Source organism: Streptomyces stelliscabiei, from assembly GCF_014873495.1.
Taxonomy (GTDB): domain Bacteria; phylum Actinomycetota; class Actinomycetes; order Streptomycetales; family Streptomycetaceae; genus Streptomyces; species Streptomyces bottropensis.
Genome location: NZ_JADBGF010000001.1, coordinates 8,687,146 through 8,709,510 on the forward strand (window position 1 = coordinate 8,687,146; position 22,365 = coordinate 8,709,510).

The 22,365-nt window shown below is 66.9% G+C and carries 21 protein-coding genes and 3 pseudogenes; 14 read left to right on the forward strand and 10 right to left on the reverse strand.

What is annotated here, in order from left to right:
* Window positions 1-60 precede the first annotated feature (60 nt).
* Window positions 61-1,626 (reverse strand): SDR family oxidoreductase, encoded by a 1,566-nt coding sequence (locus tag H4687_RS38205; protein ID WP_063778509.1) that lies wholly within the window; start codon window positions 1,624-1,626, stop codon window positions 61-63.
* A 248-nt stretch (window positions 1,627-1,874) separates the two neighbouring features.
* On the opposite strand from H4687_RS38205, the gene H4687_RS38210 reads away from it, so the two are divergent.
* From H4687_RS38210 to H4687_RS47690, 4 genes are all read left to right on the forward strand, one after another.
* Complete coding sequence (locus H4687_RS38210) at window positions 1,875-2,372, forward strand: flavin reductase family protein (RefSeq protein ID WP_012999350.1); 498 nt, start codon at window positions 1,875-1,877, stop codon at window positions 2,370-2,372.
* Between the two features lie 177 nt (window positions 2,373-2,549).
* Window positions 2,550-3,407, forward strand: a complete 858-nt coding sequence (locus H4687_RS38215; RefSeq protein WP_197696208.1) for an alpha/beta hydrolase — start codon at window positions 2,550-2,552, stop codon at window positions 3,405-3,407.
* 223 nt (window positions 3,408-3,630) lie between these two features.
* Complete coding sequence (locus tag H4687_RS38220) at window positions 3,631-3,987, forward strand: sugar ABC transporter substrate-binding protein (RefSeq protein ID WP_159026084.1); 357 nt, start codon at window positions 3,631-3,633, stop codon at window positions 3,985-3,987.
* A gap of 66 nt (window positions 3,988-4,053) precedes the next feature.
* The gene (locus H4687_RS47690) at window positions 4,054-4,179 is read left to right on the forward strand and encodes a hypothetical protein (protein ID WP_264086509.1); all 126 of its coding nucleotides are present in this window, start codon (window positions 4,054-4,056) and stop codon (window positions 4,177-4,179) included.
* 269 nt (window positions 4,180-4,448) lie between these two features.
* On the opposite strand, the gene H4687_RS38225 is transcribed toward H4687_RS47690, so the two are convergent.
* Entirely contained in the window at window positions 4,449-4,805 is a 357-nt protein-coding gene (locus H4687_RS38225) for a transposase (protein WP_012999348.1), read from the reverse strand.
* A 16-nt stretch (window positions 4,806-4,821) separates the two neighbouring features.
* Between H4687_RS38225 and H4687_RS38230 the strand changes: the two genes are divergently transcribed.
* Window positions 4,822-5,076: a hypothetical protein gene (locus H4687_RS38230; RefSeq protein ID WP_148274189.1), complete on the forward strand. Its 255-nt coding sequence runs from the start codon at window positions 4,822-4,824 to the stop codon at window positions 5,074-5,076.
* A gap of 1,196 nt (window positions 5,077-6,272) precedes the next feature.
* Here the strand turns inward: H4687_RS38230 and H4687_RS38235 are convergent.
* On the reverse strand, window positions 6,273-6,491 hold the full coding sequence (locus H4687_RS38235; protein WP_046913748.1) for an IS3 family transposase: 219 nt from the start codon (window positions 6,489-6,491) through the stop codon (window positions 6,273-6,275).
* 286 nt (window positions 6,492-6,777) lie between these two features.
* Between H4687_RS38235 and H4687_RS38240 the strand changes: the two genes are divergently transcribed.
* From H4687_RS38240 to H4687_RS47695, 3 genes and pseudogenes are all read left to right on the forward strand, one after another.
* Window positions 6,778-8,250: a carotenoid oxygenase family protein gene (locus H4687_RS38240; protein ID WP_012999346.1), complete on the forward strand. Its 1,473-nt coding sequence runs from the start codon at window positions 6,778-6,780 to the stop codon at window positions 8,248-8,250.
* 1 nt (window position 8,251) lies between these two features.
* On the forward strand, window positions 8,252-9,025 hold the full coding sequence (locus tag H4687_RS38245) for an SDR family oxidoreductase (protein ID WP_012999345.1): 774 nt from the start codon (window positions 8,252-8,254) through the stop codon (window positions 9,023-9,025).
* A 228-nt stretch (window positions 9,026-9,253) separates the two neighbouring features.
* Window positions 9,254-9,316: pseudogene (locus H4687_RS47695) on the forward strand (hypothetical protein); the annotation flags it as partial.
* Between the two features lie 55 nt (window positions 9,317-9,371).
* Here H4687_RS47695 and H4687_RS38255 read toward each other — a convergent pair.
* The 5 genes and pseudogenes from H4687_RS38255 to H4687_RS38275 all read right to left on the reverse strand — a co-directional run bounded on the left by H4687_RS38255 (window position 9,372) and on the right by H4687_RS38275 (window position 17,355).
* Window positions 9,372-10,610 (reverse strand): annotated as a pseudogene (locus tag H4687_RS38255) (RNA-guided endonuclease InsQ/TnpB family protein).
* Between the two features lie 278 nt (window positions 10,611-10,888).
* On the reverse strand, window positions 10,889-12,430 hold the full coding sequence (locus H4687_RS38260) for an ISL3 family transposase (RefSeq protein ID WP_078907192.1): 1,542 nt from the start codon (window positions 12,428-12,430) through the stop codon (window positions 10,889-10,891).
* Between the two features lie 591 nt (window positions 12,431-13,021).
* Window positions 13,022-14,275 (reverse strand): acyl-CoA dehydrogenase family protein, encoded by a 1,254-nt coding sequence (locus tag H4687_RS38265; protein ID WP_046913749.1) that lies wholly within the window; start codon window positions 14,273-14,275, stop codon window positions 13,022-13,024.
* 139 nt (window positions 14,276-14,414) lie between these two features.
* Complete coding sequence (locus H4687_RS38270; RefSeq protein ID WP_046913757.1) at window positions 14,415-15,653, reverse strand: FadR/GntR family transcriptional regulator; 1,239 nt, start codon at window positions 15,651-15,653, stop codon at window positions 14,415-14,417.
* A 49-nt stretch (window positions 15,654-15,702) separates the two neighbouring features.
* Window positions 15,703-17,355 carry an MFS transporter gene (locus tag H4687_RS38275; protein WP_012999339.1) on the reverse strand — a complete coding sequence of 551 codons (1,653 nt, stop codon included), beginning with the start codon at window positions 17,353-17,355 and terminating at the stop codon, window positions 15,703-15,705.
* A 195-nt stretch (window positions 17,356-17,550) separates the two neighbouring features.
* On the opposite strand from H4687_RS38275, the gene H4687_RS38280 reads away from it, so the two are divergent.
* The 3 genes and pseudogenes from H4687_RS38280 to H4687_RS46905 all read left to right on the forward strand — a co-directional run bounded on the left by H4687_RS38280 (window position 17,551) and on the right by H4687_RS46905 (window position 19,362).
* Window positions 17,551-18,843 (forward strand): PucR family transcriptional regulator, encoded by a 1,293-nt coding sequence (locus H4687_RS38280; protein ID WP_046913750.1) that lies wholly within the window; start codon window positions 17,551-17,553, stop codon window positions 18,841-18,843.
* Window positions 18,844-18,923: 80 nt separating this feature from the next.
* Window positions 18,924-19,022: pseudogene (locus H4687_RS46900) on the forward strand (hypothetical protein); the annotation flags it as partial.
* A 127-nt stretch (window positions 19,023-19,149) separates the two neighbouring features.
* Window positions 19,150-19,362 (forward strand): hypothetical protein, encoded by a 213-nt coding sequence (locus H4687_RS46905; RefSeq protein ID WP_041668930.1) that lies wholly within the window; start codon window positions 19,150-19,152, stop codon window positions 19,360-19,362.
* On the opposite strand, the gene H4687_RS38290 is transcribed toward H4687_RS46905, so the two are convergent.
* Window positions 19,313-19,858: a hypothetical protein gene (locus tag H4687_RS38290; protein WP_167358628.1), complete on the reverse strand. Its 546-nt coding sequence runs from the start codon at window positions 19,856-19,858 to the stop codon at window positions 19,313-19,315. The two genes, H4687_RS46905 and H4687_RS38290, sit on opposite strands and share 50 nt — an antisense overlap.
* A 180-nt stretch (window positions 19,859-20,038) precedes the next feature.
* Between H4687_RS38290 and H4687_RS38295 the strand changes: the two genes are divergently transcribed.
* From H4687_RS38295 to H4687_RS38305, 3 genes are all read left to right on the forward strand, one after another.
* Window positions 20,039-20,719, forward strand: a complete 681-nt coding sequence (locus H4687_RS38295) for an IS110 family RNA-guided transposase (RefSeq protein ID WP_050398327.1) — start codon at window positions 20,039-20,041, stop codon at window positions 20,717-20,719.
* Entirely contained in the window at window positions 20,716-21,060 is a 345-nt protein-coding gene (locus tag H4687_RS38300) for an IS110 family transposase (protein WP_012999333.1), read from the forward strand. The genes H4687_RS38295 and H4687_RS38300 overlap by 4 nt, the downstream gene beginning before the upstream one ends.
* 344 nt (window positions 21,061-21,404) lie before the next feature.
* Window positions 21,405-21,659, forward strand: coding sequence for a transposase (locus H4687_RS38305; RefSeq protein WP_049875661.1), 255 nt, complete (start codon window positions 21,405-21,407; stop codon window positions 21,657-21,659).
* A gap of 187 nt (window positions 21,660-21,846) precedes the next feature.
* Here H4687_RS38305 and H4687_RS48555 read toward each other — a convergent pair whose 3' ends face one another.
* Entirely contained in the window at window positions 21,847-22,329 is a 483-nt protein-coding gene (locus H4687_RS48555; protein WP_158512226.1) for a transposase domain-containing protein, read from the reverse strand.
* Between the last annotated feature and the right edge of the window lie 36 nt (window positions 22,330-22,365).

Sequence of the window (22,365 nt, forward strand, 5' to 3'; positions counted from 1 at the left end):
CCCAGACCGACCGTGCCGATTTGATCGTAACTTGTCACCATGTGAGAATGGAAGATGTTGTTACCCTGTGTTCTGAGGCGCCGAGCTTGAGGACTGGTCCGGCGCCTTCGTGCCTTCCGCCTCCAGGCGGTAGACCTCCCCCATCGGGCCGAGCGGGGGCAGCGCGAGATCCGACGGGGTCCGGGCGAGAGCCTCCAGCCACGGATCGAACACGCTCGTTATGCGCTCATCGGTCGCCGACGAGGGGAGGGCGTAGAGCGGCCCGTCACGCAGTGCCTCATGGATTCGTTTCGCAAGAACCGCTTCTTCCTCGTCCTCGTGAGTGAGGACGAGTGTCACCGCCAAACCCGTCGCGAGGAGTTCCGCCCGGAGCCCCTCGGTGAGGCCGACCAGGCTGCGGCCAAGCACCGAGTCCGCGCATCTGGCACTGTCGGCAAAAAGTGCGGTCGTCGGCAGAACGACCGCGACGCCTGCGCCGCCGGGGGACGCGACACGACCGGGAGCGAGCCCTCGGATGATGGTGAAACAACGCCGCAGGGCCTGATGCACTTGCGCCGTCCAGTCGACCGAACGTGAGCCCCCGGGGCTCTGTGGAGCGATGGCAAGCACCAGCGGCGCGGCATCCGAAGGGTCGCCCAGCTGCTCCGGCTCCTCCATCACTGTGTCGACCATCTTCATGTCGAGCACGTCCACCTGGCAGCCGAGAGCCGTCAGAGCGCGCCCCGCACGCGTCGCCCCCACGGGTTCAGCCAGAACGACCCTCTCGAGTCGGCTGGTCTTCCGTGCAGGAGTGGCGAGCCGGACGGCCCGCATGAGTGCATCGCGTCGCATCGTGACGACCGGTGCGATGCCGCCGTCGGTGAACACCATCGGCGCGTCTTCGTCGATCGCATCGAGCACTCGCTTGCCGACGTCGCGAGGGTCGGCGCCTTTCGACAGCAGCTCGCGAGCCGCATGCTGCACCCTCGCGCGCTCGATGTCGTCGCCCCGCAGGCCGCTGTCGCGATACGCCGCGGGACGCATCGTTTCATGGTCGTGAATGTTCGTATTCACCGCGGACGGGTACAGCGTCGTCACCCCGATGCCCTCCGCCGACAACTCCGTGCGCAGGCAGTCCATCACCGCGATCACGCCGAACTTCGCCGAGGAGTAGACACCGCCGTCGCTCGCCACCATGAGCCCGCCGGCGGAGGAGGTCGCCACGACATGACCGCCCGCGCCTCGTGCGCGCATGACGGGCAGCACGGTCTCCAATCCATTGGTGACCCCTTCCAGGTTGACTCCCATCAGCCACTCCCAGTCGGCCGGCCTGCTGCGCAGGATCGTCCCCAGAACACCGATGCCGGCGTTCAGGCAGAGGACGTCGACAGCGCCGAAACGGTCGCCAGTCGCCTCGACGGCATCGAGCCAGGCCTGCCTGTCGGTGACATCCAGCTGACGCGGCATCAGCCGGCTTCCGTGGCGGCGCAGGTGGTCCTGGGCATGAGCGAGGTGGTCGTCCCGCACATCGGCCACGACCACATTCATCCCCCGGTCGAGGAGTGCTTCGGCAATGCCGAGGCCGATGCCGCTGGCACCTCCGGTGATGAGCGCCGTATTGCCCGGCACCGCGGAGTGGGTGCGCATGTCCGCACTCCTCGGTCGCTTGTCCCTCGCGCCTTCCCCTGCGCCGACCCCGCGTCGTACCTCATCGCCCATGTCTTGGACGCTACCACGAAGCGACATGCATTGCCTCATCGTGAAAATCTATGTATGTTTTGGCAAGCCGGAGTGAGGTGTATCACGGTCAGGCGACCCCAAAAGGAACATCGGCGGGAAACGACGAGCCCGCGCTTCGGCTCGCGCAAGCCGACTCCGACAGAGAGGACGAAGCGATGACGATGAACCCGGCAGACTTCCGAGCCGCCATGAGTCACCACCCGACGGCCGTCTGCGTGATCACGACAACCACCAGCGAAGGCAAGGCAGTCGGGATGACCGTCGGCACCTTCACCTCGGTGTCCCTGGATCCACCGCTGGTCGGCTTCTTTCCGGACAAGAAGTCCACGAGTTGGCCGCGCATCGCCCAGACCGGTCGGTTCTGCGTCAACCTCCTGGCCGACAACCAGGAGGATGTGTGCCGCACATTCGCCGGGCGAGGACCCGACAAGTTCGCGGATGTCGTGCACCGCTTCTCCGAGCACGGCCTGCCCCTGGTGGACGGCGCGGTGGCCTACATCGAGTGTTCGATCCAAAGCGTCGCCGAGGCCGGCGACCACTACTTGGTACTCGGCGAAGTGGACGCCATGACAGTCGGCCGCTCCGCTTCGCCGCTCATATTCCACAAGGGCACCTACGCGCAAGTCGCCCCCACCGCGCGCCAAGTCGCTTGAGCCATCCTCCCCGACGCGCGGCGATCCCCTGACAACGAGGTGCTACGACGCCCGCCCGCGTCGACCGTGTGAAGCCGGGAGCAAGACACCATGGAAAGAGGACACGTGCCGCAGTTTCGAGCAGACGCCTTCGGCCCTGGCGCCGTTCCCGGGGATGTGGCCGCCCACAACGCGGCCATGGCCCGGCAATTCGGCGATCCTCCAGACATCTGGGACGTCGGCATCGACCGAGCACGCAGCGGCGGCTTCATGCCGCTGCCACCGGTCTCACCTCGTGCGTTCGACATCCAGATCGCCGACCGCCTGTCTCTGCACGTGGTCCCGAGCGCTCGTCCCCGGGCCGTGCTGCTGCACATCCACGGCGGCGGCTTCATACTCGGCGGTGCGGCGCACCAGGATGCCCTCCTGGAGAGGATGGCGGATGCGGTCGGAGCGACATGCGTCAGTGTCGAATACCGGCTGGCACCCGAGAATCCGTACCCGGCCGCATGGGACGACTGTGAAGAAGCCGCTCAATGGCTGCTGAAGCACGCAGGGGAGCGATTCGGAGCCGAGACCCTCCTCATCGCAGGCGAGTCCGCGGGCGCGTTGCTGGCCGTGGCGACCCTTCAGCGCCTGCGCAACCGCGGCCTAGCGGAACGTTTCCGCGGGGCAGCACTCAGTTTCGGGGTCTACGACTCGACGATGACACCGAGCCAGACGCGCGCACGCACAGGAACGCTCAAGGCCGCGAGTATCGCGAGAATCGTCGATGCCTATGCTCCCGACATCTCCCGACGTCGCGACGCGGACCTGTCACCGCTGTACGGCGACCTCAGCGAGATGCCGCCGGCGCTGTTCACCGTGGGCACACTCGATGCCATGCTCGACGATTCGATGTTCATGTACTGCCGCTGGCTCGCTGCCGGCGGCCGTGCCGAACTCGCGCTCTACCCAGGAGCGGACCACGCTTTCACCGAGACCGCGCATCCCTCGGCGAGTGAGGCCAACGCGCGTATCGATCAATTCCTGACGTCGTGCATCGAGTCGCACTGACCGCCGGCATCCTGCCTCGCCTTCTTGCTCATCTGCCCTCTCACCTTCCGCACCGACTCAGGGACATCGCCAAGAGGATCGTTCCGTTCCAGGACAGGGCCGCGCAGCATCGCACATGCGTCGAGAGCGGCGGGAGAGACGGACCTGCCGGCCGACCAGTCCTCCGGACAACGGGTGGGGGTGGCGGCGCGCACACGTCGGCCTCGTCGCAGGCGTGGGCGCAATGGGACTGCTCCTGGCTGCTTGTGGTTCATCGACCGGCTCCAGCAGCGAGTCGCCCAAGACAGTCGTCTTCTCGCCGCCGTCGCTTTCGATCGCTCAGATGAAGTCGATGGCTTCCGCACTCAAAACGGAGGCCCGTCCCGACGGCTGGAAGGCCGTGAACCAGGACCCGAACGCGGACGCTCAGGAGCAGGCAAGGCAGCTGAGCGCGGTCGTCTCCTCCGGCTCGGCGGGCGCACTGTTCATCGTCGCGATCTCGACGTCTTCGTTCAGACAGGTCGTGCGCGACGCGCAGGCCAAGGGCATCCCGGTGGTGACCACCGCTACGCCGGCGGACCACGGATTTGACGGCCCCTAGCCCGGCATCACCTTCGACGCCATCGACTACAAGGCGTACGGGGAGGCTGTCGGCCGAGAACTCGGCATGTGCATCAACGAGAGGCTCGGGGGCAAGGTCGAGGTGGTGCGGGGCCTCCCGGTGGTCGGCTCGGGTGGCAAGGAGGAGATGGTGCAGGCGGCAGCCCCGGGGGGCCGCCTGCGGGCCGGATGACGGTGAGACAGGACGGTCAGGCTGATGCTGGTGTGAGGGCGACTTGGTGGCCGAGGTTGCGGGTTTTGCGGCCGGGGTCAAGGTGGCGGCGGTGCCAGTCGGCGCCGAGCGCCTGGTAGGAGGCGTCCGGGTCGTTGATCAGGTGCCGGGCGATGACGAGTGTCGAGCGGCGACGGCGACCAGAGCTTTGGCATGGCCGCGGCGTCTTGTCGATGCGCCGGTCGCGGGCGCCGAGGAAGGTGTCGGTGCGGGCGGCGGCGTTGGCGGCCTCACCGAGAGCGCCCTTTGGCCAGGGGGTACCCGGCCCGGCCGGCCCCGAGGTGTTCTTCGCGTTGGACGGACCGGATCGTGCGAGGGCACAACTTGGCCCAGGACACCAGACGTTCAAGGGTGGGGAAGCGGCTCGTGTCGGCGCCGATCTCGGCGAGGAGGATCCGCGCGGTGGCCAGCCCGATGCCGGGAACGGCGTCCAGCTTCTCGGGCAGAGTCCGCGCACTGAGCGCGGCGGCCTCGTCCCCGGTGCTTGTGCTGCCTGGCGGGGTGGTGATCTCCTCCAACGTCCGGGCGATCAGCCGGTCGAGTTCGTCGATCTGCGCGGTGAGGTGATCGACGGTGGACTGCGGCACCCTCAGCAGCCGGGCCGTGGTCTTCGAACTGTCCGGTCAGGGCTTCGATGAGGGCCGGCTTCTTCTTGTCCAGCTTGCTCTCGGCGAGGTCGGCCAGGGTGCGCGGGTTGCGTTCCCCGGCGACCATCGCGTCGAGCATGGCCCGCCCGGACATGACGAACAGGTCCGAGACAACGCCGGACAGTTTGATCTGCACGTCCTGCAGGGCCTTGCCGACGCGGGTGCTTGTGCCGGGTACGTTCCCGGACGAACACGGTGCGGGTGCGGGTGAAGTCCCGCAGCTGTCGCACCGGCTTCGGTGGGACGACGAGGCGCGGACCATGCCGCGTTCGGCGAGTTTGGCCAGCCGGACCGCGTCCAGCCTGTCGGTCTTCGGGCGTCCGGGGACGTTCTTCACGTCACGGGCGTTGACGAGCCAGCAGTCCAGGCCGCTGGCTCGAGCAGATAGAAGAACGGGCGCCAGTACGAGCCTGTCGCTTCCATGACCACCCGCTCGACGCGCTGGCACACAAGCCGGTCGCCGAGTTCGAGGATTCGACGGGGACCGGCGCCTCCGGCACCACCCCGGACGCCCGCATACAGGCAAGCAGCGGCACGACGGCACGCGGAGTCGTCCTCTTACGGCAGTTGTGCCGACGCTCGGCGAGGAACTCCTCGATCACCTGGTCTGTCAGGGCTGCCGGTTGCAGAGAGCCAGCGGCCCGGTCACCACCACTCGCGACGGATCACGCTCATACATGACTGCCCTCCCAACCGGGCTTCCACCAGTCAGGCAGGCCGAGCCGCCGCAGGCGACCCCTGCGTCATTCCGATCGATCTACTGCTTGCCACCTCTACCTGCACGGTCTGTGCCAGACCGGGATAACGCGAAGCTCGGAACAGTACGAGCATCTGCCCCGCAGTTCGGAGTCGCGGGTGTACTGGGCGATGATCGCGGTGATACTGCGCCGGCTGACCGCTGGCCGCCCAGCTCGACGAACTAAGCCACCTCGAAAGCCTCCCAACCGCAAGGCCAGCGCACCCACCGAACTTGGGGCGTGGCCATCGAAGGGTGTGATCGCGATCTTGGTGGTGTCGTCCGTGTGGTAGCCCCAGTTGCGCGCGAGGGACTGATTCTCAATCTGCACGGTCCTGTTGCCGGGCGAAGCCGCCGCTGACCCCGAACATGGCCCGGCAGCGAGCGAAATCGTCCTCGCACGTGTCGACGAGCGCCTGAGCCCACCGCGGTCCGTCCCCGAACTGCTTGTCGTACGTGTAGATGAGTTCGTGCTCTGGGCCAGAATCTCGATCGCCGCGCCGCGCCTCCCTCGTCCCGGGGCAGCCCCCCGTGACAGCCCAGCCCAGTGAGTCTCCCACCGCTTCGTGCCCTCCGGCAGGGGCGCACAGGGGAGGTCCTCGAGTGCGCTCTGGCTGGACAGACCCTTGAGTGAGGCTCCCCCCGTCATGCGGGAGGTGCTGATCAGCTGGTCAGCAGGGGTTGATGGGGGGGGTGTTCAGATTCGTTGGTTCGGCCGTCGCCTGCTCGGCGCAGTGTTTCTCCTCGAACTCGATCGGGCTGAGGAATCCGAGCCGTTCCTGGATGCGGCGGGAGTCACAGAAGCCGTCGGTGTATTCGAAGAGCGCGATGTTGGCCTCAGCCCTCGCGGTGAAGGTGCGGCCGCGGATGCATTCAGTTTTGATGAGCATTCAGAGTCGCAGCTCCGCCTCCGTGGCCACCTGTGCGGCCCACCCGACCGGGCCCGGTCCGAGCACCGCCCGGGCGGCGGTCACCGGCTCCTCCTCGAGCGGTTCGCGTTGTGGTTGCCACCACAAACACCGGGCGGTTCATTGTCGTCCGGGACCGAGTGCGTGCAGGGGCCCAGCCGCTTGACTCTATCCAACGAGACCGGGCCGGGCCGCGACCGGACGACCGGACGCACGCCCCGCTTCGCCGCCCCTCGGGGGGTCCCCGACGCAGTGGAAGGAATGCTGGATGCAGCAGATCAGGTTTCCGCAGAACGAGTTCCAGAGCTTCGAGGCGCCCATGCGCGCGGAGGTCGACATCCGAGGACTGGAAGTAGTTCAGGGCGAGGTTCCGGAGCATCTCGACGGCGGCTTCTACCGACTGCTCGGCGATCGCCAGTGGCCTTCCTTCATCGAAAACGACATCTTCCTGCTGAACGAAGATGGCATGGCCTCATGCCTGCGCATCTCGAACGGCCGCGTGGACTTCCGGACACGGTATGTCAAAACTCCGCGATTCGTTGCCGAGGAGCAGGCCGGCCGGGCACTTTTCGGCGCGTACCGCAACCCGCTCACCGACGACCCGTCAGTGCAAGGCGTCCGCCGCGGAACAGCCAACGTGACCATGCTCTCGCACGCCGGCAAGTTCTTCGCCCTCAAGGAGGACAGCCCGCCGGTCGAGATGGATCCCTTCACCCTGGAGACGATCGGGGAGTACACCTTCGGCGGAGACTTCACGTCCGAAGCCTTCACCGCCCATCCGAAGATCGACCCGCGCACCGGCGAACTGGTGTTCTACGGCTACTGCGCGAAGGGCCCGGCCACGAAAGATATCGCATACTACGAGGCGGACCGGACCGGGAAGATCATCCACGAGACCTGGTTCGAAGCACCATACACCTGCATGGTGCACGACATCATGGTGACCGAAAACTACGTGGTGTTCCCTATTACGCCGCTGCGTCACGAATACGAATGGCTGGAGAAGCGCGAGCCGGCGTTCAAGTACGACACCGGCGAGCAGGTGCACCTTGGTGTACTGCCGCGCAAGGGCACCGCAGATCAGATTCGCTGGTTCGTCGGCCCCAACCAGTGTCACGGGCACACCGTGGGCGCCTATGACGACGGTCGCTACATCTACGCCGACAACACGCTGAGTGTCCGCAGCTTCTTCCCGTTCTTCCCCAACGCCGACGGTTCGCCGTTCGACCCGGAAGACACGAAACCCTACATGAAGCGCTGGGTCATCGACATGGGTAGCGAGGGCGACACTTTCACGGAGCGTCAGCTGCTGCAGTATCCCTGCGAACTCCCGCGCATCGATACCCGTTTCGAGACCCAGCCCTACAGCTTCTGTGCGCTGAACCTTCTCGATGTGCCCGGTCAGGATCGGGTCGGCGGCGGGTGGCAGTGGATCGCGACCATGGATGTCACCGGAAAGAAGCCGACCCGGATTCGCTATGCTGGCGACAACTGCTCGATCAGCGAGCCCCAGTTCGTTCCGGCGCACGACGGGGCTGCCGAAGGCGAAGGCTATGTCCTCGTTGTCGTCGGACGACACGAGGAAATGCGCAGCGAGTTCCTGATCCTCGACGCGCAGAATATCGACGGCCCGCCGATCGCGACCGTCGCGTTGCCGATGCGCGTGCGCAGCACGGGCCACGGATTTTGGTATGGGAAGCGTCAACTGATGGGCGAGACGCATCTTCTCGGGGCGAACTGACATGCCGCGCCTCGCCGGAAAAGTTGCGCTCGTCACCGGTGCCAGCCGGGGTATCGGCCGCGCCATCGCCTGTCGCCTCGCCGCCGATGGCGCCTTCGTCGTCATCCACTACGGGAAAAGTGAAGAAGGCGCCCGAGAAACACTCGCCATGATAGAAGCGGAAGGCGGGAGTGGCTGCATCGTACAGGCCGATCTCGGCAAGCCGGCTCAGTCCGTCATTCCCATGTTCGAGGCTATCGACGGTGAGTTGATGGGGCGGCAGTCCGGCAAGGACCTGGATATCTTGGTCAACAACGCCGGGCAGATGGTTATCGGAACCATCGAAACCATTACCGAAGCGCAGTTCGACGATGCCTTCACTGTGGATGTGAAGGCGCCATTCTTCATCACCCAGGCTGCGCTGGCGCGGTTGCGCGACGGCGGGCGCATCATCAACATCTCGTCCGGCACCGCGCGTGTCGTCAATCCCGGGGTGATCGCCTATGCCATGGCAAAAGGTGTGCTCGAGGTCTTCAGTAAGACCCTGGCGCTGCATCTCGGTCAGCGCCAGATCACCGTTAACACGGTGGCCCCCGGACCAACGGGCACCGAGGAGTTTCTGAGAATGTCGGCGGGCGACCCCGGTTTCGTGAAGCAGGCAGCAGCGCAATCCGCGCTGGGACGTATCGGCACGCCCGAGGAGATCGCAGACATCGTGGCCTTCGTCGCGAGTGGTGAATCCAGTTGGATCACCGGACAGGTCATCGACGCGACTGGTGGAACCTTCCTCGGGTAGGCGACGATTAGGTGGAGCGTGGTGCAATGACCGAACCGACGAACGGAGCCGAATCGTCCGGAGAAAGCGAAGTCGTCAGCAAATCCGGTGTGGCGGTCGGCCGACGTAGGGAACGTCCATAGATGGCCGGAGCGCCATGAACTAGAAGTCACCCGCACCTGCATCGTGGCTGGGGGCCGGTATGCCCCTGGCCACCTCGGTGAGTTCACCCAGCACCTGCCGTTCGAGATGGTCGACGAGGCGCTGGCCGCGACGAAGACCACCCAGTCCCGGCTGCGCGCTTTGCCTTCTCATGTGGTGGTCTACCTGCTGCTGGCCGCCTGTCTGTTTCGTCAACGACCCGGGATTAAAGTCCCGGGCTTGCACAAAGGGCACCAGTGGCTGTGGCGCTGCGTTTGCGTCCTGTCCCACGCCTCGGTTGCGGGGGTGGGCCTGGGGCGGTTGACTGCGCCCCGCGTCGCCACAACTCCCACGCTCTGGCACGGATGTTGCGGGAGGCGTTCCGGTCCGCGTGATCAACGAATCCGCAGGACCGGCACGCGAACCAGGCCTGGGAGACCCGGTTCGCCTTGTCCACATGCCCGCACTCGGCGCAGGTGCGGGAGGTGTACGCCGGATCAACGTACACCACCGGCACCCCCGCTTTTCGGGCCTTGTACGCGATGAACTTCCCCAGCTGGGCGAAGGCCCAACTGGTATGTGTGGCCCGTTGGGGCTTGCGAAGCCGTACCCGTTCGCGGATGCCTGTCAGGTTCTCCAGGGCGATTCCGCGACCGGTGCGTTCTGCCTCGGCCACCACATGTTTCGCGATCTTGTGGTTGATGTCCTTGGCCCGCCGTGCTTCCTTGCGCCGCCGTTTCTTCAGGCGGCGCTTGGCGGACGGGGTGTTCTTCTTCTGGAGCTTGCCACGCAGAGTCCGTTCCCGGGCACGGATGCGGTTGAGCTCGCGTCCGGCCATGATCTCGCCGTCGGATGTGGTGGCGATGTTGACGATGCCCAGGTCGATGCCAAGGAGGTCATGCGGTTCGGTGTTCGGCGGGGCTTCGGGCACCTCGCAGGTGGCGTTCAGGAACCACATGCCGTCCCGGTACAGCAGGTCCGATTCGCCCTTTCGGTACAGGGTCAAGGTGGCCAACTGCTCCGGTGCAGCGGTGAACGCGACGTCCTTGACCCGTCCGCGCACGGTCCAGATCGAGATCCGCCGCTCGGGAACCTGCCAGGACAGCATCCGGTCGTCGTACGGCTGCGCCCCTTGCGGACGGAAGGCGATCGGTTTCTCAGTGGCCCGGCGGTAGCGCTTCGAGCCGCGCGTGCCGAGGTTCCCGGCCTTGAGGTTGGCCTTGAGCGTGGCGTACGCATCGCACGTCTATTTCACGACGTGCTGGGCGGCCTGCGCGCCCAGTCCCCAGCGAGCCTTGATCTCGCCATAGGTGTGCTCGCGCAGCGCGAAGTTCCGCTTCACATCCTTCTCGAACGCGATGTTGCCGACCCAGGTGGCCGCCTCGTTGCAGGCGCGCAGGGTCGCCTCAAGTGCCGTCGCCTGCTCCGGCGTCGGCAACAGCCTGACCTGCACCACCAGCTTCACGATCACCCAACGTACACACCCGTACGACACCCCACCGCACGTTCACCCCTCATCACCCGACCGGCTGAACCCCGACACCGTGTGCGCAGCACCGGCTCCGCCGGACACGACTCTCGGCCGCTCCGCGGTCGAGCATGCACAGGCGGTACCGCGGCGCTCCGCGCCGCGACCACGAGGATGCGATTCCTCCCAGGGCTGAAGTCCTGGGGTCCTCGCAAGAATCCGCTGAAGTCGGGTACTGCGGTGCGTGGCGCAAGCTGACCGCCGCGCTGGAGGGCCTACCGATCGCCACACCCACGGCTGGCGGGTTGTCCCAAGCCCGCCGGGCGCTCCGATGATAGCGATGGTCGGTTCTTGCCTTGGTCCAGCGCCGCCTCCGGCGGCGTGAAGATCATGGCTGTGAGCGCAGGGGCGGCAGGTCGCTGCCCTCGGCGGCCTTGATCCAGCGGGGTAGGAGGTGGCCGTCGAGGTTCTTCATCATCGTGGCGAACGACGCGATATGCCGTCAGGTCGGCGAGTTCGGGGCAGCGGGCCATGATGTGCTTGAGGCGGAGATGCTGACCGGAGCTGAGGTTGTCGGGGTGGCGGGTGAGCCAGCCGGTGACCTGCCGGACGGTGGGCGCCTCGGATCGCTTCGGCGTCGGCGCTTCGGCCGACCGCAGAGGTTCGAGCCAGCGCCGGACACTGCGGCTGGTCCCGCGATAGCCGCGCTGCTGGATCTCGCGGAACAGCCGTCCGCTGTCGGTGCAGCCTTCCTGCCAGCGCATGTTGAGGCACTTGGCCCAGGGTTGCAGCATCTTGCGGCTCTGCCGGGGCGGCGCAAGCAGTCCCTCCACCGTGGTCGCGTGGGCGTACTTGCGGATGGTCTTGCGGTCCATCCGCAGGGTCTTGGAGATCACGTCGATGGCGACGCCCTTGTCGTACATCTCGCGCACCGCGGCGAAGTGACGCCGGGTGTTCGCCGCTCGCTTTCCCTCGATCGCCGGCGGTCCGGCGAAGGGTTCCACGACCGCGTCCTGGACCTCGTCTTCCGGTGGCGTGAGGCAGCGCCGGTGGGCGAGGACGCACTTCTCGACCGTCTTGCACAGGTTGAGCCAGAGATGGAACCTGTCCGCGATTTGGACCGCGTCGGGCGCGGCCGTGCGCACCGCCTCCGCATACGCGCTGGCCCTGTCTCTGCACACGATCTCCGCTCCGGGGTGCTGCCGTAGCCAGGCGGGGAAGGTCTCGGCGGTGCGGTCCGGCAGCACGTCCACCGGACGGCCCTTCTCGATGTCGATCAGCACGGTCCCGTAGACGTGGCCACGTTTGAGGGCGAAGTCGTCGACACCCAGCACCCTCGGACTCCGATCCGGTGGCTCCGCCGGCAGTGCCCGGAGGCGGCCGAGCAGGGTATTCGCGCTGACGCGGCAGTGCAGCATCGCCGCGAGGCGGGCCCCGGCCCGCCCGGCCAGGAACCTGCCGATCACCGCCAGCATCGCCTGCTGTGACTGGCTGCGGCGCCTGTATCGGAAGGTCAGACCCTCGACCTGCTCGGCGAAGGTCCGGCGCGGACACGACGACGCCTCGCACCGAAACCGGCGGACCGTCAGATAGATCGTCACCGGACGTCCCCCGACGGCGACATCGGCAAGCCTGCGCCGGTAACGGTCGTGCACACGACGGGAGTTGGCCGTACAAGTCGGGCACGACGCGGTCTCCGCGACCGTCGTAGCGGTGATCGTCAGTGTCGTGCCGACGAGTTGGAGGTCAGTCGCGGCCACGGATGCCAAGTGCGGCAGCTGCAGGTCAAGTATCTGATCACGTAACACGCACCCCATGATCAATCTGATGCATGGTCGCTCTGGGCGATCCCGAAATATTGATCAGAGCCGTTCAAAGTGACCATTGACACGAGTGGCCGACGAGCGGCTTCCGCGGCTGGCCGAATCGGTCCGCGACGCTGCCGACGAGATCACCACCGCGCTCGCCCGCGGAAATTCAGCACGCTCTCGACGCATCCACGTGCCGCCGACTCGACGGCGGAACCAAATCTGGCGACGACGCTGCCACGGGTGATGCTGCTCCACGAGTGGACCCATCCCACCTCGCACGCCGGTTCACCCGGTTCGTCCGGCTCGAGGTCATGCTCACGGACGTTGTCACGACCCGGATCGGGAACGACCCGGCGCGTGCCGAGCTGATCGCCGGAGCCGCGAAAGCCGGTCACATGGCCGCCGGCTACCAGCCCGACGTCGATCCCAACGGCATCATCTCGCGTATCTCATCGATGATCCGCAGCTCACCATCGACGGCCTTGAACAAGCCGAGCAGGTACATCGACCCGGCGTCAGGTCGAGGATGGCCCGGGATGGGTGAAAGTCGACCACGGCGAAGCTTCCGGCCACCCCGGGGCAGCAGTCCTGCGCTCGTCAGGCGATGCCTACCGGGGGCAGCCCGAAGTGCGTGCGCCCGAAGTTGATGGCGGCGCTGTCCACCTGATGCGCAACATGGCCCCGCATCACGCATATGTTGCGCCAGTAGCGACCGAGCATGCTGTCCTTTCGTGCTGCGGAACTGCCGGCGGTCCGGAAGATGATGTCTGCCGCCTGATGCGCGAGTTCGATACCTTGCAAGAGGACCAGCGTGATGCGTCGCTCGACCTCATCCGAGCAGGGTTCATTCGTCGCCTGGATTTCGTCCGCAACCTTCATGAAATCGGCAGACGCCTGAAGCAGCGCGGCCCGCGCGGTGTCCACCAAGGCCCGGCACTTCCCGAAATTCAGCTGGTACTCCGAAAGCTCGTAACGGGAGACCTTGATCGGTCCAGCTGGCCTGCGGACGCGGAACCCCTCCTCATAGAGGTCCAGCGCGCCCTCGGCCGCGCCGATGACCACCGATGCCGACTCCGCGATGGTGAACGGCCGGAAGGGTCCGTGAAAGAGCGGGCTGTCCTCGTAGAACGCCGGCGGCAGAAGAGTGTGCCGCATCTCCATAGCGCCGGGGTAGGGCTTCGTCCGGTGCTCCGGAACGAAGATGTCGTCAAGCGTGACGCGATCCGACCCCGTTCCCTGCATCCCGATCGTGTTCCAATTACGGACGATCTCGTAGTCCCGGCGATCGAACAAGCCCATGCGTACCGAGTCGACGTTCGGCTGCGGCTCGTCCACCACGAATACCAGCAGGATATGGGTACCGTGCTCGCTGCCCGACGCGTAGTCCCATGCGCCGCTCACCCGGTATCCGCCCGGCACCGCGACACCCACGCCTTGCCGCGCTGCGACCTCAGGTGCCCGGAAATCGCCGACGTGGCCATAGGCGTCGAGTTGAGCAGCCAGGGGATAGGTCGACAACTGGTAGACATGGCCAAGGGTCAGCGAGAGCACCCAGGCAGTCTCGGGGCAGCCGCGCGAGATCGCCGCGATCATCCGCACGTAGGTCGGCAGATCGAAGCCGTAGCCACCGAAGGCCTTCGGCTGGACGACCCGGTAGAAACCGGCGTCCACCAACGCCTGGTTCGTTTCGACGGAGATGTTCCCCTCCGCCTCTGTCGCGTCCTGCCGCGAGCGCAACATGTCGCACATCGACTCGGCTCGACGGATCAACTCTTCGGGATCGAGATCGGGCTCGGGCGGCGCGATCCTGGGGATGGACTGAAGTTCCTGGGCCGGCATCGCGGAGGTCATCGTTTCCTCACTTTCATGGGCTGCGTGTGGTCAGGGCCTCTGCCGCGCGCATCGCCTCGGCGGTGTGCCGACGGTGCACATGCTCGCAGTCTTAGCGGGACAGCTGGCAGGCATTTCCATGTCTTTCGCAACTTTCCGCTCAGAGAAGTGAGCGAATCACGTTCGAGAATGTCTCAACCCGCGCCCGCTGGGCGCTTCGTGCCGCTTGCGGGTCATTTTTCCGGAACGCTGCCAGGACGGGCCGGGTCAGCGGAAGGTACAACTGGTTCATGATACTGAGAACGGAAATTCTCTCGGGGATTCTGGCCGGAGGATAGCCTCGCAAGCTTTGGGTAAGGATATCCAACAACGGATTGTCGACCGCTTCCAGCGCCGCTTCCTCGACGGCGAAAATTGAGGCGAGTCCCGTATTCGCCCCCTGATCCAGCGCCCGGCGTAAACTGCTGAGCGCGGTGGCGATCTGCTGACAGGTCGTCGGGGTTGCCCGCTCAGCGGCCAGCGCAACCATTTCGACGCTCAGCAGCCGGAAGATACGCATGACGATGTCGGGATGGATCCCGCTACTGGCGAGGAGACAGGCGACCAGCCGCGCGACGGCACCGGCACGAGGTGTCCTGCTCACGAGACCACGCCCACGGCCACAGTAGGTTTCCGCGGCACCTGCGCTCTCCAGGATGCGGACCGCCTGGCGGAACGCGCCCCGATCGACGCCATAGCGGAAGCAGAGATCCTCTTCCGAGCCGAGGCGATGGCCCTGCACCCACTGTTCCGCGGTGCATTCCCGCAGAATGCGTTCGGTGATCTGACCCGCTCGTGAGCGGTTCAGGACCTCCGGCGCGAACAGTACGGTTGGATTGCCCGGGATCGCTCCGTTTCCGGACATCATCTGGCGGATCGCACCGAGCACGTCATCGAATAGGTCGAGTGCGACGGAAACTTGCCCGACGATGAGATCAGCGTCGTTGCGGACGTCGTCGGACAGTCCGTTGCGGACGCGTTGGATTGCTTCTTCGGCCTCGACCAGCTGCGGTTCCGTCGTTCCGAAGAAGAGCACGAAACCCATCAGGAATTTGGCCGTACGAGTGTGGTCGACTTCGCGGACCCGAAGCCCGCTGTTCGGCCCGCTGGGGCCGCGCACCATGCGGGCCGTGCCGCGCACCTCGAGAATGCGCACCGCCTCGCGGACCACGGCGCGACCGACACCGTATCTCTCCGCGAGTTCGACCTCGGATCCCAACGACGCGTCCTGCGGCCAACCGCGCGCGATGAGATCCTCCTCGACAAGGCGGGCGATCCGGCAGGCTCCCTTTTCGTCAGCCCCGCCCCACTCGTCGATCACGTCGGCCAGCAGACTTGCATCGTGGACGGCGGAAGACATCGCAGCAGCCGGAAGGCCAGAATGATGCCTGCGTAGCACCTCGGGCATGTCAGCTACTCCCCTCGAGAACAGGGGAATCGTTCTGCTGGCGGGGGCTGTCGACGTAGCGGTAGGTGGGAAGGAATAGGGAGCCGATGAACCCGACGGTAATCACGCCTGCGACGATCGCCATGGGCACCGCGTAGCCACCGGCGAGATCGTGGCCGAGTCCAAGAAGGACCGGCCCGATTCCCATGCTGATCGTGAGGGCCGCGAGAGCGCCGCCAAGTATTTCGGAGCTCGCCTTCATGCCGCAATAGCGGGTCACCAGGAGGGGTACGAGGCCGGTGATGCTGCTGTACGTGAGCCCGAGCAGCGCCATGCCCGTCAGCAGGCCGGGGGTGCCTCCCAGGAAGAGCAGCGCCATGCCGATCGGCGACAGGAGCAGGAACGCGGCGACGATCTTCGGACTTGGCACCCGATCCATGACGAACCCGCCGACCAACGGTCCTACGGGGCCGACGAGCGAGTACAGAGACAGGGCGAAAGTGGCGGTGTCCGGACTGACGCCCTGTCCGGTCGTCCACGCGACGATGTGGTTCGTGACGGCCACCAGCCCTGCGATCACCAGGCAGTTCGAGCCGATGACCATGAGGAACGCCCGGGATCGCAGTGCCTGGGAGCCGGTCAGTCCCTCATCTCTCGACAGCGCGGGACCGGCCCCATGCCGGGCAGGCGCCTCGCGAATCAGCAGGATGGAAACCGGGATCGTCACCGCGGCGGCGACGACGGCGAGCATGCGGTACGCGGCGCGCCAGCCGTCGGCCTCGATCAGGCCCGCAGAGACCGGCACGGCCACGGCGGTCGCGATGGCGGGCACCCCGCTCAGCACCAGCCCGAGAGCGAGGCCCCGGTTCTTGTCGAACCAGCCACTGATGACCTTGGCATAGGAAATGGGCCCCGCGATCGTGGCGCCGAGCGCCATCAGGAGCGCAACCAGATACATCGCCGCGGGTTGGCCACCGATGAGTGACAGCGAGAAGAAGCCCGCACACCAGAGCACGAGCCCGAAGGGCAAGGTGCGGCGCACGCCGTAACGATCGATGAGCCGACCGACGAACGGGCCGACGACGGCGCCTGCCAAGCCGACCAGCAGGGACGCCTGAGGATAGAGCGACAAACTCCAGCCGAATTCGTCGGACACCGGCTTCAGGAAGACCGGAAAGGTTCCTATGAACAGCGGGATGATGCCGAATCCGATGCAGATTCCGCAACCGATGGCCGCCACCGCGGCAGTACGTGCGTTTCGTCCTTCCTTCGGCGAGGCCGGGGTGCTCACCGGGACTCCAGGCACTGGACGAGCAATCGATCGATCCGCGCATTCGCTGCGCCCGCCGAGGGGTGGGGTGTCTCGATGAATGCGTGATCCGCCCCCGGATAAATCGCTGGTTCGGCGCGCACGCCGGCGGCAATACCGTGTCCGGAAGTCCACGCGGCCGTCCGGGATGCGCAGGCATGAGGCCATGCCATCTTCGTTCAGCAGGAAGATGTCGTTTTCGATGAAGGATGGCCACTGGCGATCGCCGAGCAGTCGGTAGAAGCCGCCGTCGAGATGCTCCGGAACCTCGCCCTGAACTACTTCCAGTCCTCGGATGTCGATCTCCGCGCGCAGGGGCGCCTCGAAGCTCTGGAACTCGTTCTGCGGAAATCTGATCTGCTGCATCCTGCATTCCTTCCACCGCGTCGGGGACCCCGTCGAGGGGCGGCGAAGCGGGGCGGGCGTCCGGTCGCGGCTCGGCCCGGTTTCGTTGGATAGAGTCAAGGGGCTGGGCCCCTGCACGCACTCGGTCCCGGACGACAATGAACCGCCCGGTGTTTGTGGTGGCAACCACAAAGGGAACCGCTCGAGGAGGAGCCGGTGGCCGCACGATGGGTGCTCGATCTTCGGCCCGGGCCCACGCAACCGCCGGTGACGCCCTGCTGCCCGGCGCCGACGGTGACCGCCGCCCGGGAGGTGCTCGGACCGGGCCCGGTCGGGTGGGCCGCACAGGTGGCCAGGGAGGCGGAGCTGCGAGTCGTCGAGCTCGTGCCGGAGATGGCCGGTTCCACCTCCATCGACACCGTCCGACGGCCCGCGGAGGCGTGTATCCTCGCCATCCTCATCGCCCTGCACGCCGACACCCCCGGCGAGGCGGTCGCGACTCCGCAGCTGGCGCTCGACGGCAACCGCGACAGCGTGCACCGCGGCGTCGCCCTGGACCGGGTGCTCCACGCGATGTGGATCTCGCACGTGCACCACTACGAGCGACTGCTCGAGTTCCTCGACCAGACCCTGCCTCCGCACGAGCTCGCTGGCACGGTGCGCCGGGTGACCGAGCTTTCCTTCGCCTACGTGGAGGCATTCACGGCGCGGTTCAGCGCCGAGTACACCGCGGAGCGGGAGGCGTGGCTGGGCAGCCTCGCCGCAACGAGGCGTCAGGTCATCGAGGACATCATTGCGGGTGTCCCCATATCGGTGCGCGATCCGGAGCTGGTGCTCGGCCTCGACCTGTCGCGTCACCACCGGGCCGCCGTGCTCTGGACCGAGGACGATGCGGGGACCGACTCCGCCCACACCCTCCACCGGCTCGCGGGCCGCCTCGCCGACGCCGCGGATGCCGGCCGACCGCTGGTGGTGCGCCCCGGCGGGACCTCGCTGTGGCTGTGGATGAGCTGGGCCGCGCCGCCGGAGCAGCGGCTCGCCGAGCGGCTGCGCGGCGCCGTCGACGCCCCGCACGGTATCCGAGCCGCCCTCGGCCCGCTCGACGCCGGCATTGACGGGTTCCGCCGCAGCCACCTCGGCGCCCTTGAGGTCCGCCGCGTCGCTGCAGCCTCCACCCGACGGTCGTCGTGGCTCGCCGACCATGACGAACTCGAGGTGATCGCCCTGCTCACGGCGAACCCCGAACACGCCCGCTGGTTTGTCCACCGCCAGCTCGGTGCGCTGGCCACGGACGACGACCGCTCGGCGGAGCTACGCGAGACGTTGCGGCTCTACCTGGCATTCGAGCGCAGCCGCACGGCCGCCGCCCAAGTGCTGCACGTCGCCCCGAACACCGTCGGCTACCGTGTCCGGCAGGCCGAGGCCATCCTCGGTACCGACCTGGCCAAGGACCCGCTCCGGATCGGGCTCGCGCTAGAGATCTACGACTATCTGAATCCTGAAAAATAGATAGAACATCCTGCATCGCGGGCGTAGTTCGATCATCGGGCTACCGGGGGGGGAAACTCGACCGCGGACCGGCCCTGGACATCCTCGGCATGCTCACCGACGACCGGCCGGTGGTCTCCGAGGCCGAAGTGGCCGGGCGACCGGGCACGTCGCGGTCCACGGCCTACCGCTACCTGCGGAGCCTGGTCGCTGACGACCCGGCGCCCGAGTTCTGCCCCGCTCAGCCGTCAGCTGTCCGTGCACCTCGCGTCGAACTCCCAGCCATGCAAGGGCGCCGACCGCGCTGGCCGTGGACTGTGGATCGAGATGGCCGAGATCGCCGCACGGAAGGTCGGCGCCGGCGACGCCGAGCTGATCGACGCTCCGCAGCACCTCGGCACGACAGAGCCGATCTCGAACGTCGCACCGATCGAGCGGGTACTGCAGCGCCTCGCGCAGAACGCATTGCTGTCCATCCTCGTGGACGGTGTCAAGGCGTACGACCACACGCGAGGAGCTCTCCGCACGATCCACCCTTGATGTCGTTCTGGCGATCCGGGACGGCGACGCCCAGGAAGCCGCACGCCTGCAGTCCGTGAAACGGGATGTGTTCGACAGGTGCCGCCAAGCCGTCGTCGTGAGCAGGGTGTCCGGCGACCTGCCGGTCTGACGTCAGGGGCCTGAGCCCGCATCCCAGCCGTTGCCAGCGCCGAAGCTGAGCGGGACTATGAGCGGCGAGGGGCGTGTCGCCGTTCTGAATGAACAGCGGGAACGCTGTCACGAGACCCTTTTCCTCGTCGAACACGATCGGCCGGTGTGGCCACACCTTCCACAGATCGGCGAAGAGACCCGAATCGATCTGCTCGGCGGTGCCGCGTACGCTCTTTCCCTCCATGAGGATTCGCATCCGCTCACGCTCGTCCGCGGGTGTGTTCTGCGGCAGCAGGGGCTCGGGTGGCGCCGCGTTGCCGGTGGTGCGCAGGCCGGTCTCATGCCGCACACAGTCGGTCGCAATCGGGGCGCGGCGGCTGTCCACACTCGTCAGCGCGTCGAAATAGGAGTTGGCCTCGCGCTTTCGCGAGTGAGCTTGTCCGGGTCTTGATCAAATATGCGGAGAGTGCTCCTGACCTGACCCTATGAGGGCTGGGGCTTCCCCTTGTGGTGCGTTCGGAGCACCCTGCTGTGGGGGAGCCGAGTCCGGGTCAGGAGGCCCGCGATGCAGGCTTACGTCGGGATCGATGTGCATCGCCGCCGGCCGCAGATCGCCGTGATGGACGAGAGCGGCCGGACGGCGGTGAACCGGAACGTCCCCAACGGGCGCGAGACGGTGCTGGGAGTGATCGGTGACCTGCCGGTGGGCACGCTGGTGGTGTTCGAGGCCGCGTATGGCTGGGGCTGGCTGATCGAGTTGCTCCAGGACTACGGCTTCGAGCCGCATCTGGCCCACCCGTTGCAGTGCAAAGCGATCGCTGCGGCCCGGTTGAAGAACGACAAGGTTGACGCGGCCACCCTGGCCCACCTGCTGCGCACGGATCTGCTGCCCGAGGCTTGGATCGCGCCGCCGGACATCCGCGAGCAGCGGGCCGTGCTGCGCCACCGAGCACAGCTCGTGCGGCTGCGCACCTTGTTGCGTAACCGCATCCACGCGGTTTTGGCCGATCACGGCTGCGACCGCGGGGCCAACTGCTTCAGTGGCGTGGGCCGGGAGTGGCTTCAGACGCTGCCGCTGCCGGAGGGGGCCCGGCGGACGGTGGCCGACCGGCTGGAGGTCATCGACGCACTGCAGGCCGTCATCGACCGGCTAGACGCCTCGCTCGCCGCGGTGGCAAAGGCCGACCCGCGGGTCAAGGCCCTGACCGCGCTGCCCGGCATCGGCCCGCCCCGCTCACCGCTTTGATCATCGCGGCGGAGGTCGGCGACATCCGCCGGTTCTCCTCGGCCCGCAAGCTTGCCTCCTGGGCCGGGCTCACCCCCACGGTCCGCGGCTCGGACCGCACCGTGCGCTACGGGCACATCTCCAAGCATGGAGATCCCTGGCTGCGCTGGATCATGAACCAGGCCGCGCAGACCGCCAAGCGCACCCCGCCGTATGCCGCCTGCTTCGAACAGATTGCCTACCGCCGCGGCAGGAAGATCGCCACCATCGCGGTCGCCCGCAAACTTCTCACCCACGCCTATCACGTGCTGCGCGAGGTCGACGCGGCCCAGCAGCAGAAGGAGCCGTGCACAACGGCATGACGACCACACCCCAGGGACGGGGTGCCAAGCCCCGGGCGAGCCCGCATTGTTGCACGAGCCGGCCCCGCCGAGCTCGTTGACCTGAATGAGCAGCCCGGCCCCCGAAGGAAGGTCATGATCCGGCTCGGTCGGCCGGGATCGAATGGGTGCGTGCGAGTTGCCTCCGCACGACCATGACTCGGGGGACCACGGCCCTAACACCCCTGTCCACAAAGGCGATCAACCCGGCGCGAGCCCATCGGCACACACCGGGCCGGGGCATCGTGCACCTTGACAGCCCCAGCCCTCATGGGTGCAACGATGGGACTGTTGAGGGTCCTGTCAGCTGCAAGGAGTCCTGGCAGATGAATGCCGCCTGGGTGCCGGCCGCCATGATCGCCGCCGACCTCGACGCATGGACCCGGCTCCTCCTCCTGCACGACGAACCCGAACTCGCCGCCGCGGAGCCGGAGACGATCCGTATGAAGCTCTACCACCTGCCCGCCCGGCTCACCGCCCACGCCCGACGCCGCACCCTGCACCTCGACCGGAGCTGGCCCTGGGCAGCAGCGTTCACCATCGACTGGCAGCGGGCCACTCAGCTTCCAGCTCTCACCTGACGGCCGGTCACCACCGCGACGAAGACCAGGAAGGAGAGGAAACCCCCGTCTCGGGCCCGTGGAACCCGACGCCTCCGCAGCGTCATGCGATGGCCCCTACAGCGACCGGTCGGACAAACCGGGGCAAGACACCGGATCAGCTGGACCAATCAGGCCGCTGACGAATCGAGGTTGACAGCCCTCGGGATCACGTGATCAACCGATGCAGGCACTGCCACGACCCTGGCCTGAGGGAACGGCCCCGGCATGGCGGTGCCACCAGGCCGACCGGAGTAGGCGTCGTCGGCGGGGGTGTCGTGCAAGTCGACCACGGTGCTGTCCACGGCCACCAGCCGCCACGTCCCGACCCAGCCCCCGGGGTGAGGATCTCCGTGATTGGCTCCGCCAGCCGCTCGTACAGATCCGCCAGCACCCCGGACCCCAGCCTCGGGCGGGACCACCGGTCCGTGAGCCGGGCCATCACCTGCTCGCAGTCATCACCGGACCACAACCCCAGAGCGAGCGCGAAGTACACCATCACATGCGCAGACAGTCTGGAATCCCGCCGCCTGGGCTGCCTGCCGTGCGCGACGACGACCTCGTCAACAGCCTCCCTGGACTGCTCCGAGGCCAGCACCCCGAACGGCATGAACTCCTGCAACGAACCCGATGGCATCCCGTCAACGTTCATGGTCACGGCGGAACCCTCCGCACACACAGACAGCGA